This is a genomic window from Alkalihalophilus pseudofirmus OF4 (assembly GCF_000005825.2).
Classification (GTDB): domain Bacteria; phylum Bacillota; class Bacilli; order Bacillales; family Bacillaceae_D; genus Alkalihalophilus; species Alkalihalophilus pseudofirmus.
On the sequence record NC_013791.2, the window covers coordinates 1,563,303 to 1,575,164 of the forward strand.

Consider the following 11,862-nt stretch of genomic DNA (forward strand, 5'->3'; position numbering starts at 1 on the left):
TTATTCATTGAATGCACTTTATATTCATTATAATCGGAAAAATATTTGAACATTTTTTGAAAAAGAATGAAAAAAACCTTTAAAGTAAGCGTTTTCATCAAAAGATCTACCTATTTAAAATTTGCCGAAATGTCAGAAAAATGATATGATCCTGTATATTAGCTCGAATGGTTTATGGGGAGAGTTGATTGAATTTACTTTTTGGAGAAAGGTTGGGTGCTAATGCAGAACGCTAGATATCCTAAAAAACAAGGCCTATATGATCCTCAATTTGAACGTGATAATTGCGGGATCGGCTTTTTAGCACATATGAAAGGTCAAAAATCTCATCAAGTTGTAGAAGATGCCCTTCATATTCTCAGAAATTTAGAGCATCGCGGTGGTCAAGGCGATGAGGTCAATACTGGAGACGGTGCAGGAATATTGCTTCAAATTCCACATCGCTTCTTTCAAAAAGTGTGTTTAGCTGAAGGGATGACTCTTCCTAATGAAGGGTACTACGGAGTTGGGATGTTGTTTTTGCCACAAGATGAACAATTACGTGAGCAGTGTGAAAGAAACGTTGAAGAAAAGGTTCAAGAAGAGGGATTAACGTTTCTAGGCTGGCGTACAGTTCCTGTTGATGACACCATGCTTGGCAATGCGGCAAAAACAGCCATGCCATATATTCGTCAATTATTTATAAAAAGAGAAGAAAATTGTACGGATAACCTTCAATTTGAACGTAAACTATATGTAGTTAGAAAGCGCGCTGAAAAAGAACTTGCCAAGCAAATCCCAATTGATCAATCGTTCTATTTTGCAAGCCTTTCAAGTCGTACCATCGTTTATAAAGGAATGCTTACAACAGAGCAGGTAAATCAATTTTATTTAGATCTTTGTGATCATGATTTTGAAACCGCCATTGCTCTTGTTCATTCTCGTTTCTCAACAAATACATTCCCAAGCTGGGAGCGTGCTCATCCTAACCGTTATATGATTCATAATGGGGAAATCAATACTTTAAAGGGTAATGTAAACTGGATGCATGCTAGAGAGGCTATGTTTGAGTCGGATGTATTTGGAGCGGACATTAATAAGATCCGTCCGATTGTCGACCAAAGCGGAAGTGATTCTTCCATGTTCGATAATACATTGGAGTTTTTATCGCTATCTGGAAGAAGAATGTCTCATGCTGCGATGATGATGATTCCTGAACCATGGCAGAATGATCCCCATATGTCTCCTGAGAAGAAGGCGTTTTATCAATTCCACAGCACATTAATGGAGCCATGGGATGGACCTACTGCGATCTCGTTTACAGACGGTACGCAGATTGGCGCATGTCTTGATCGTAACGGGCTTCGTCCTGCTCGTTATTATGTAACCAAAGATGATTATGTGTTAATGTCCTCTGAGGTCGGGGTGTTAGATATTGATCCAGAGAATGTATTGTACAAAGAGCGTCTTCACCCAGGTCAAATGCTCTTAGTCGATACAAAAGAAGGGCGCATTATTCCTGATGAAGAAATTAAACATGAAATTGCTGCTGAATTCCCATACAGCGATTGGGTGAGTGAAAATTACATCCAACTAGAGGATGTGTTGGAAACTTCTCATGTACAAGGTTCGCAATTTTCCAATTTATTAGAGCGTCAGCTTGCTTTTGGCTACACGTATGAAGAATTATCTAAAGTGATTTCTCCTATGGTAACAGAGGGTGTTGATCCAGTTGGTTCTATGGGATACGATTCGCCTCTCGCTGTATTATCGAAGAAATCACAGCTTTTATATAACTATTTTAAGCAGCTGTTCGCACAAGTTACGAATCCAGCTATTGATGCAATCCGTGAAGAAATTGTGACTTCTTATGGTACGACCATAGGTGCAGAGCGTAACTTATTAAATCCAGAGCCAAAAAGCAGCAGACATATTCATCTGCCGTATCCAATTTTAAATAATGAAGAACTTGCTAAGCTGCGTCATAACAAATTAGAAGGGTTCAAAGCTTGTACGCTGCCGATATTATTTAAAGCAGATCATGCGCCAAATCGCTTAGAAGAAGCGCTTAATGATTTATTTGCCCAAGCTGACCAAGCAATTGAAGATGGACACACCCTTCTTATATTAAGTGACCGCAATATGGACACCGAACATGCAGCTATACCAGCATTACTTGCTGTGTCTGGTTTGCATCATCATTTAATCCGTCAAGGAACTCGTACAAAGGTGAGTATCTTGCTTGAATCTGGTGAACCACGTGAAGTTCATCATCATGCAGTGTTGCTTGGGTACGGGGCAGAAGCCATCAACCCGTATCTTGTATTCGATTCGATTGATGAGCGTATTCAAGAAGGTCTGCTTGAAGGATATTCATATATTGAAGCTGTAAACCGTTATGTCTTGGCAGCAACTAAAGGGATCATGAAGGTCCTCTCAAAAATGGGGATTTCTACGATCCAAAGTTACCGAGGGGCGCAAATCTTTGAAGCTGTTGGGATTGATTCAAACGTTATTGACCGCTATTTCACATGGACAACATCAAGAATTGGCGGGATTACACTTGAAGTGATCGCAAAAGAAGTTTTAATGAGACATGACCGTGCGTATTCCACTCAAGAAGGCGTCGATCGTACTCTTGATGCGGGTGATGATTTGCAATGGAGAAGAAATGGGGAGCCTCATCAATACAATCCTCATACAATTCATATGCTCCAGCATGCATGCCGTAACGGTAACTATGATTTATTTAAAAAGTACTCTGCGGCCATTAATGAGCAGACAAATGAGCAAACAACACTCCGTGGATTGCTTAAACTTAAAGCTGCGACTCCTATTCCACTTGATGAAGTGGAGCCGGCAGAAGAGATTGTTAAACGTTTCAGAACGGGTGCTATGTCATTTGGATCGATCTCTAAAGAGGCACATGAAACACTTGCTATCGTGATGAACCGCATTGGTGCAAAAAGTAATACAGGTGAAGGCGGAGAAGATCCGAAGAGATTTACAGAAGATGAAAATGGCGATCTGAAAAGAAGTGCTATTAAGCAGGTGGCATCAGGCCGTTTTGGCGTAACGAGCCACTATTTAGTAAATGCTGATGAGATTCAAATCAAAGTTGCACAAGGAGCGAAACCTGGTGAAGGCGGCCAGCTTCCAGGAAACAAAGTGTACCCTTGGGTGGCAGAAGTACGTGGTTCAACTCCTGGGGTTGGATTAATTTCACCGCCGCCGCATCATGATATTTATTCAATTGAAGATTTGGCTGAGTTAATTCATGATTTGAAAAATGCGAATCCTCAGGCAAAAATCAGCGTTAAGCTTGTAGCAGGTACTGGTGTTGGTACGATTGCTGCCGGTGTTGCTAAAGGGCGTGCTGATGGTATTGTCATCAGCGGGTATGACGGCGGTACGGGTGCTGCTGCAAGAACAAGTATTAAACATACGGGTCTTCCTTGGGAGATTGGCTTGGCTGAAACTCATCAAACACTCGTATTAAATAATTTACGTGACCGTGTAACGCTTGAGACAGATGGGAAATTAATGACTGGTAAAGACGTCGTCGTTGCAGCACTTCTTGGTGCAGAGGAGTTTGCATTCTCTACGGCTCCGCTTGTTGTATTAGGCTGTATCGTCATGCGCGTCTGTCACCTTGATACATGTCCAGTCGGAATTGCCACTCAAAATCCTGAACTTAGAAAGAAATACATGGGAGAGCCGGAACACGTCGTTCACTTTATGAAATTTATTGCAGAAGAAATCCGTGAACTAATGGCAGAGCTTGGAGTTAAGAGGATTGATGAGCTGATCGGCCGTACGGATTTACTTGAAATGAATGAAGAAGTGGATAACTGGAAAGCAAAACATATCGATCTAACTGGGCTGTTGTTCCAGCCTCGTTCAGGTGATCCATCACGTCATTATTGTACGAAAGCTCAAGATCATCAGTTAGAACTTTCTCTTGATGCTCGTGAATTGCTTAAAGCAAGTGAGCCTGCTTTATACGAGGGCAAGCCAGTACGCGGGTCTTACCCAATTAAAAATGTGGATCGTGTTGTTGGTACGATTGTTGGTAGTGAGATCAGCAAACGTTACGGAGCTGAAGGCTTGCCGGAAGATACGATTCAATTTGACTTTACTGGTTCAGCGGGTCAAAGTTTTGGAGCTTTTGTACCAAAAGGCATGACCTTGACGCTTGAAGGAGATGCCAATGATTATATTGGAAAAGGACTCTCAGGCGGAAAACTTGTTGTGTATCCTCCAAAGGTAGCTTCTTATAAAGCAGAAGAAAATATAATTGTTGGTAATACGGCCTTTTACGGAGCGACATCTGGTGAGGCGTTCATTCGTGGAATTGCGGGAGAACGATTTGCTGTACGTAACTCTGGTGTAAATGTAGTCGTTGAAGGTGTAGGTGACCATGGACTTGAATATATGACCGGCGGTATGGTCATCAACCTAGGTACAGTTGGTAAAAACTTTGCTGCTGGTATGTCTGGAGGAGTCGCTTTTGTTCTTGATGAAGAAGGTACGTTCCCAACAAACTGCAACCTAGAAATGGTCCATCTTGAGACTCTTGCTTCTGTAGAAGATGTGGTACTCGTTAAATCGATGCTTGAGAAACATCTAGCTTATACAGGCAGTACACAAGCTGAGAAAGTTTTAGCCAATTGGGATCAATATGCGGCAAACTTTGTAAAAGTTATACCAAAAGATTATAAACGAATGCTTGAAGCAATAGAGCGGGTGAAGCAAGAAGGATTGTCACACCGCGATGCGATTATGGTTGCATTCGATGAGAACAAACGTGATAAATCAAGAGTAAGTGGAAAATAAGCAATTCCAAAATTGAAAGGTAGCGAAAGAATAGAGCGTTAGACAACGCTCTATTTCCTCCTATCCTTTCATTAAACTGAAATGTAATAGATGGTGAGATGATTTATAAATAGACATTGAGCGTAGTTTGGAGTGATTTTTATGGGGAAGCCAACAGGTTTTATTGAGTATAAGAGAGAGAATCCACTAAAAAAAGATCCTTTTGAACGAACAAAGAACTGGCAGGAATTTCAACTGCTTATGCCCGAAGCTAAATTAAGACAGCAAGGTGCACGCTGTATGGACTGTGGAGTGCCTTTTTGTCAGGCTGGCACCTCTGTTCCTGGCTCAGCTGATATCGGCTGTCCGGTTTATAATTTAATTCCTGAATGGAATGACTTAGTTTATCGCGGTAAATGGCGTGAAGCGCTGGATCGCCTGCATAAAACGAATAACTTTCCTGAGTTCACTGGACGAGTGTGTCCTGCTCCGTGTGAAGGCTCTTGTACAGTAGCAATCTCTGATGACCCTGTAACAATTAAGAGCATAGAATACCATATTGTTGAACGAGGCTTCCAAGAAGGCTGGATCACAGCGAACCCTCCAAAAACAAGAACAGGTAAAAAAGTGGCTGTTGTAGGTTCTGGGCCTGCTGGTTTAGCGGCTGCTGCTCAGTTAAATAAAGCAGGGCACTTGGTTACAGTATTTGAGAGAGAAGACCGCATTGGCGGACTTTTGACATATGGAATTCCTGATGTGAAACTTGCATACCAAATTGTAGACCGACGCGTGAGAATTCTTGAAGAAGAAGGAATTGAGTTTAAGCCTAACACAACGGTTGGTCAAGATATCACATCAGAACAGCTTGAGAGTGAGTTTGACGCGGTAATTTTATGTACTGGAGCTACGAAACCGCGTGAGGTAGAAGTAGAAGGCCGTGATCTAAAAGGTATTCATTATGCTATGGACTTTTTAACGGCTAATACAAAAAGCTTATTAAACTCTGATCATAAAGACGGAGAATTTATTTCTGCAAAAGATCAGCATGTGATTGTTATTGGCGGCGGTGATACGGGCGCAGACTGTATTACAACATCAGTCAGACATGGTGCAGCATCCATTACGCAGTTTGATATTAACCGTCAAAAGGGTGCAGATCGTACAGCTGATAATCCTTGGCCGCTGTTTCCATATGTACATCAAATTGAGGACGGGCATAAGGAAGCATTTGCCGTTTACGGGGAAGACCCGCGTGCTTATCAGCTTATGACCACAAAATTTGTTGGTGATGAAGAAGGAAATGTACGTGAACTTCATACGATTGCCGTGGAAACGACGATTGGTGAAGACGGGGTGAAAGTGCGTACACCGATTGAAGGTTCTGAGAAGGTTTGGAAGGCAGATTTAGTTTTATTAGCTGTCGGATTTACAGGACCTGAACAAGAGCTCATTGATCAAATGAAACTTGAAACAACTAAAAGGCAGACTTTAAAAGCTGATTACGGAAAATACGCGACGAATAAAGAGGGCGTATTTGCAGCTGGAGATAATCGCCGAGGTCAAAGTCTTGTTGTATGGGCGATTCATGAAGGCCGTGAAGCTGCAAGAGAGTGTGATCGTTTCTTAATGGGAAGCTCGAACTTGCCATAAGAGTGAATCGTTAAGGATATGTGTCAGGGCGGCCTTTAAGGTCTCCCATAATGACACATATTTTTTATGGAAAATATCGTAGCGTTTTCATAGGTTTCATGAGAAAATAAAGTAGAGTGAAAATTATAATTATAAAATGAAAACTATGAAAGGGCGTGTGTACGATGATGCCATGGATGAAAAGGGGTCTCGTTATCTCATCTGCCCTCCTGACCTTAGGTATATTTGTTCCACCAAATGAATATGTCAAAGAAGTGCAAGCACAAGCACCCGCAAAGTCTATAGGAGAGAGTAGTGAGAAACCACTCGTTTATAAAGTTAATGAGACAAGCTATGAGCTGTATCATGACGTCTTACCTTTAAGTACCGATCATTATATTCACAGAGATTCCTCCTCACAAGAAGTATTTACTGAATATGTTATGAATTATATGTACGATCAAAGCATGATGAAGTTTGGTTCTGCGATAGCAGGTAAGATCGAAGAACCATTTAAGCAAGAAATCCTTCCAAAATTAAAAGATATTCTGATTGATACAACAAGCGATTTAACAAAAGAAGAGTGGGAACAAGTCACTCTCTCTAAACATCCTGCAGCAGGGCTCGGAGAGAAAATTGTCCATTTGTATAATCAAGAGAGCGGAGAAGATCTGCTTCGTTTTCATGTAAGACGAGATCATCCGCCTAAACAAGGTTACTTATTTAATTTTCATTACCATACCTACCTAGATCAATTTGAGAAACACCATGACCTGGGTAGCATTTATTGGGGAAAGGACAGTCCGCCTCAATGGATGTCTGTAAACCGTGTCTAATTAGATGCGGTTTTTTTGTATTTTGTGTGACGACCCACTGACATCTATCCAAGTTAATGATAATATAGACCTATGAATATATAAGTGCATTCTGATGTCTTAACTAATATTGTTGATAAAGAATGAGTATAAAGATAGAAAAGAGTGGTGTTATGAGCAAGCAGATCGTAATGGTTGTCATGTCCGCTGTTATGTTTATAACAGTCTGGGCAATCGTTATTTTTCAATTTAATGCAAAAACGAGTGAACCCATTGAAATAAAAGAACCGTTAGACCTCGCGGTGATGGATAGTGAAACCACTTCTGATCGAGTGATTCCGCTGCCTGATTCTATTACAGATGAAAGTCATTCCTTGGTCGATGAAAGTATTGATCCATCATTAGAAGTGATAGAAGAAGGGTCATCAGAAGAATTTGTTCAAGAAAATCAGGGGTTAGTTACAGAGTCTGGTGTGCTGATCGATTTAAGATTATATGATTTCAGTGATATATCTACTGCTGATGGCATACCTATTGAAGGTATTTTATCAAAATTAAACTTAGAATAACGGTCGATTAACATAGGAAATTTGTTTGAAAAGCTGTGTTTTACATGAATTCATTAGATTTTCAAGAATTCCCTCTCATCTTTTACATAGTTTTGGTACGATAGTATGGTAGCCAACGTGTGAAACTTGGGGGGATTTTTTTATGGAAGTGATTTTATGGAAATGAAGAAAGAAACAAAATCTAGTCCGCTATGGCTTAAATGGGCGCTCAGAGTGGTGCTAGGATATGCCGCTTTGCTTGCTCTTATTTTAGCGATAACGATTATCGTAATCCTTGTAACGTTTACATTAATTGTTATTGACGGGGTAACGGAATCGAGCCGATTAGGTCAATTCTCTGAACAATATTTAGTCCCAGTATCAGAGTTCATGTGGAATCTCTTTACATGGTTAGTTCCTGGGCTTTAGGTGGTGATATAATGGAAGAAGGCCTGATCTTAGTCCTTTTTGCCATGCTGTTTTTTCTTTTAACTGGTGTTTTCGGCGGGATTGGTATTTATCAAGCTCTTCATAATCAAAAGAAAAAAGCAACGTGGTTTTTAATTATTGGATTTATTTGTATTATTACGTTTATTATTTTTACCTTTTTAGGAGCCATGCATTAAGCAGGAGGTGAGTTCTGTTGTCTATTGTTCAAGCAAAGTATAAAACAGGTGTTTATATTGGAGAAGTAGTAGAGATGCGAGAATCAGAACAAAGAGGGCTTATTAAAGTGCTGGCTGTTTTGAAGCACCCTACTCAAGGCGATCTGCACAATCCTAAACAGACAGAAGGAGTCTTCTTTCATCAACGTAAGGCTTTAGCCGAGTTTGAGAAGACATGGGTGCCGCTAGCAACAATTAAACCATATGAAGGGAATGTCCCTTCATATTCAGATTCTCTTCGCAGTGCGCTAGAGGAGAAGATCGATGAACTTACGCATAAACAGTCAGAGTTTAGTAATCAATCTTTAAAACATCTTCAAGAACTAAAAGACGAGTATGGGTTATAATACTCGTCTTTTATTGTTCTTCTTGGCCTGCACTCCATAACCTGGTGCTTAAATCTAGAAGAAATAAATCATCTGCATTATCAAGCGAACAACCTGTTAGTGCTTCAATTTTTCTTAAACGGTATAAGAGAGACTGCCGATGGAGGTTAAGTGCCCTTGCAGTCTGGCTGACATTCCCTTTATGGGAATGATAAGTCATAAACGTATGCAAAAGATCGATATTCCGCTCTTTAGAATAGTGAATCAATGAATCGAGTAAATGATTCGTAAACTCCGTAAGAACCGTTACCTCACTCATGGCTTCAATTAACCGGTCGATTTTAGTATCTGTAAACAGATTTCTGCTTCCTCGCCCATTTCGTTTTTTTCCTAAAGTCAGGGCTTTCTTTGCTTCTTGATAACATTCTTGAAATAAATGATAGCCGTACTGCTTACTGATTCCCCAACTGAACTGAATAGATGGATAGAGAAAAGAAAGACGCTCTTCAAATTCATTAATAAAGCGCATGGCGCACTCTGCCGCTTGATCAAAAATGACTTCTAAAAAAATAATTAATTCATCTTGCTGATAGGTAATCATCGCTTTTAAAGCTTGTTTTTTGGCGATTTTCTCAGCCTCTTCTTCAATTTGCCGGATTTGGTAATGAAGCCAGTGATCATACGACATTTGAAGTTTATCCTCTTGTTCAAAACGTTGTTTGAAATATTCAGGAGTGGCAACAAGAGAGACATATGGCAAGTTCAGTCTGTAACCTAATGATTTAGCGCGTGAAGATAAGGTGTCACTAGAATGAACCCCGCCGCTAGCAAGCTCCCAAACAAAATCATCCCGAAGCAGCCATTCGGTTTCTTTGACAGCCGTCTCATGTAAAAAGAAGAGGGCAATCGCCGTAGATACATGCTTAAGAAGCTTGCCCCATTCCTCATATTCAGTGCTGGCAAAAGGTTTTGGGCCAAAACCCCCTACAATGATATAGCCTTTCAACTGATTTGCTGATTCAACTCCGAGGACTAGTGCATAGTCTTCCTCGTATTGAAACCATTCTATCGTGCTTGAATGATTGAATATGATTCCATTCTCGGTAAGCTGTTTATGAAGATATTGATTGAAGTGGGTTATTAAAGAAGAAGTGACTTGTTTGCTTGATCCATATAGACTCCCTCGGTTATCTGTGATAAGAACAGGTGCTTTTAGCGTATTGGCAACATATTCACAAACATCCTGCAGCTTTTTTCCTTTTAAAATAAAGTCTAGTAAGGTTTCTTGTAAGGATTCTATTTGATGATAATGCTGCCTCTTTTTCGTATCAAGTAAATGGAGTGCTTCTTTAATCACATCTGAGAATCTAATATCCCATTCCATTTCAAGCAGAATAAAATCTTCTTTATTTGCTTTTTTAATGATCTTCTCTGGAATCTGTTTAACAAACTTTCCGACAGCGATAGCCAGCCCGCTCGCTTTAGAGTCAATAATGTCACAGACGAAATCAAATAGTTGCTCATCATCCAAGCAGCCTACTGCTGTAGTGAGGATTAATTCATTTGGACGTACAAACTGCTCTACAGGGGCCTCAAGTGCTTGGATCCATTCCACTTTTTTTGTCTGTAAGTCAACGGACGTATGATGAACAGCATCTTTTAAAAGTGGTAATGATAACACTTCATCCATCGTGAGCTTCATCTAATCCCCCCTTTCTTCTTATTGTAAAAGAAAGGAATTCAACGCCGCAATCATTTTCAGAACATTTGTATAATTTATCTAGGGATGCTGGTGTTTTTTCATACAGTTTTGCGAATGATTTTATTTGGCTTACTCGCGTAGGATGGATGTATAGATGAAAGGGGCTGATCGTCAATGAAACAACACACTCCAAAGGATGGAACAAAAAGCGTATGGTCAGGTGAAAAAGCCGCTCTAGTGCACGGGGCATCTCAAGTACCTGTTGTAAACAGTGTAGCCTTTACGTATGACGATATAGATGAGTGGTATGAGGTCGCAATAGGAAAAAGGGCTGGCCACATATATGGTCGAAACACAAATCCTACAGTTCAAGCGTTTGAGGAAAAACTTCGCATATTAGAAAATGCAGAAGCTTGTACTAGTTTTTCAACTGGAATGGCTGCCATCTCTAATTCCCTTTTAACCTTTCTCAAACCTGGTGACCGCATTGTCTCTTTAAAAGACACGTACGGCGGGACAAATAAAATCTTTAGTGAATTCCTTCCTCGGTTAAATATTGAGGTGACGTTAGTGAATACAGGTGATCACGATGAAATGGAAGAAGAAATTGCTAAGGGATGCACACTCGTCTATTTAGAAACCCCGACTAACCCAACGGTTAAGATTACTGATCTTGCGCGTATTATAAAGGCTGCAAAAAAAGTAGGTGCATTGACATTTGTTGATAATACATTTGCAACGCCTATTAACCAGAAACCGCTTGCTCTTGGTGCTGATCTAGTTTTACACAGTGCTACTAAATTTTTAGGAGGGCATGCTGATGCGCTAGGAGGGGCGGCACTTGGCAGCAAGCGTCTAGTTGAACAAATTTATCATTATCGTGAAATTAACGGAGCGACAATGGACCCGAATGCTGCCTATCTTTTGCTGCGAGGAATGAAAACCTTAAAGCTAAGGGTAGAACAGCAGCAGAAAAATGCCCAGCAAGTAGCCGAGTTTTTGAAGAATCATGATAAAGTGCAAGAGGTTTATTATCCAGGATTAGAAGATCATCTTCATCATGAGATTGCAAAACAACAGATGACCGGGTTTGGCGGGATGCTAAGCTTTGCTCTAAAAGGTGAACTAGATGCTGTAAGAGCGTTTCTGCCGAAGCTGAAATTTGCCAATAAAGCAGCTAATCTTGGGGCCGTTGAAACAACTGTAGGGCCTGCTAGAACAACAAGCCATGTTGAAAACACTCCGGAAGAGAGAGCGGCATTAGGAATTCCTGAAGGGCTCGTAAGATATTCTGCAGGGATTGAGGATATTTCTGATTTAATAGAGGATCTCAAAGGAGCACTTGATGCCATTGAATAGGAGGAAAGTATTCCATAAAGGCAG

9 protein-coding genes are annotated in these 11,862 nt (G+C 40.5%); 8 read left to right on the forward strand and 1 reads right to left on the reverse strand.

The genetic code is table 11. The features are described 5' to 3' along the window. Positions 1-222 precede the first annotated feature (222 nt). The 7 genes from gltB (at position 223) to kapB (ending at position 8,798) form a co-directional block, all read left to right on the forward strand. On the forward strand, positions 223-4,815 hold the full coding sequence (gene gltB, locus BPOF4_RS07865) for a glutamate synthase large subunit (protein WP_041822723.1): 4,593 nt from the start codon (positions 223-225) through the stop codon (positions 4,813-4,815). 141 nt (positions 4,816-4,956) lie between these two features. Further along, positions 4,957-6,444, forward strand: a complete 1,488-nt coding sequence (locus BPOF4_RS07870; RefSeq protein WP_012958576.1) for a glutamate synthase subunit beta — start codon at positions 4,957-4,959, stop codon at positions 6,442-6,444. Between the two features lie 164 nt (positions 6,445-6,608). Further along, on the forward strand, positions 6,609-7,259 hold the full coding sequence (locus BPOF4_RS07875; RefSeq protein WP_012958577.1) for a YpjP family protein: 651 nt from the start codon (positions 6,609-6,611) through the stop codon (positions 7,257-7,259). A 152-nt stretch (positions 7,260-7,411) separates the two neighbouring features. Next, positions 7,412-7,807, forward strand: coding sequence for a hypothetical protein (locus BPOF4_RS07880; protein ID WP_012958578.1), 396 nt, complete (start codon positions 7,412-7,414; stop codon positions 7,805-7,807). Between the two features lie 156 nt (positions 7,808-7,963). Further along, positions 7,964-8,215, forward strand: a complete 252-nt coding sequence (locus BPOF4_RS07885; RefSeq protein ID WP_012958579.1) for a hypothetical protein — start codon at positions 7,964-7,966, stop codon at positions 8,213-8,215. Positions 8,216-8,226: 11 nt separating this feature from the next. Further along, on the forward strand, positions 8,227-8,412 hold the full coding sequence (locus tag BPOF4_RS07890; protein WP_012958580.1) for a hypothetical protein: 186 nt from the start codon (positions 8,227-8,229) through the stop codon (positions 8,410-8,412). Positions 8,413-8,429: 17 nt separating this feature from the next. Further along, entirely contained in the window at positions 8,430-8,798 is a 369-nt protein-coding gene (gene kapB, locus BPOF4_RS07895; protein ID WP_012958581.1) for a kinase-associated lipoprotein KapB, read from the forward strand. 10 nt (positions 8,799-8,808) lie between these two features. On the opposite strand, the gene BPOF4_RS07900 is transcribed toward kapB, so the two are convergent. Further along, entirely contained in the window at positions 8,809-10,479 is a 1,671-nt protein-coding gene (locus tag BPOF4_RS07900; RefSeq protein WP_012958582.1) for a PucR family transcriptional regulator, read from the reverse strand. A 174-nt stretch (positions 10,480-10,653) separates the two neighbouring features. On the opposite strand from BPOF4_RS07900, the gene BPOF4_RS07905 reads away from it, so the two are divergent. Beyond that, positions 10,654-11,838, forward strand: a complete 1,185-nt coding sequence (locus BPOF4_RS07905; protein WP_012958583.1) for a cystathionine gamma-synthase family protein — start codon at positions 10,654-10,656, stop codon at positions 11,836-11,838. Positions 11,839-11,862: the final 24 nt, after the last annotated feature.

Bases quoted from the DNA above. Each gene is read 5' to 3' on its own strand.
- BPOF4_RS07905 (WP_012958583.1), top strand. From the start codon at position 10,654: ATGAAACAACACACTCCAAAGGATGGAACAAAAAGCGTATGGTCAGGT.
- BPOF4_RS07890 (WP_012958580.1), top strand. From the start codon at position 8,227: ATGGAAGAAGGCCTGATCTTAGTCCTTTTTGCCATGCTGTTTTTTCTT.
- BPOF4_RS07880 (WP_012958578.1), top strand. From the start codon at position 7,412: ATGAGCAAGCAGATCGTAATGGTTGTCATGTCCGCTGTTATGTTTATA.
- BPOF4_RS07900 (WP_012958582.1), bottom strand. From the start codon at position 10,479: ATGAAGCTCACGATGGATGAAGTGTTATCATTACCACTTTTAAAAGAT.
- BPOF4_RS07885 (WP_012958579.1), top strand. From the start codon at position 7,964: ATGGAAATGAAGAAAGAAACAAAATCTAGTCCGCTATGGCTTAAATGG.
- BPOF4_RS07875 (WP_012958577.1), top strand. From the start codon at position 6,609: ATGATGCCATGGATGAAAAGGGGTCTCGTTATCTCATCTGCCCTCCTG.
- BPOF4_RS07870 (WP_012958576.1), top strand. From the start codon at position 4,957: ATGGGGAAGCCAACAGGTTTTATTGAGTATAAGAGAGAGAATCCACTA.
- gltB (WP_041822723.1), top strand. From the start codon at position 223: ATGCAGAACGCTAGATATCCTAAAAAACAAGGCCTATATGATCCTCAA.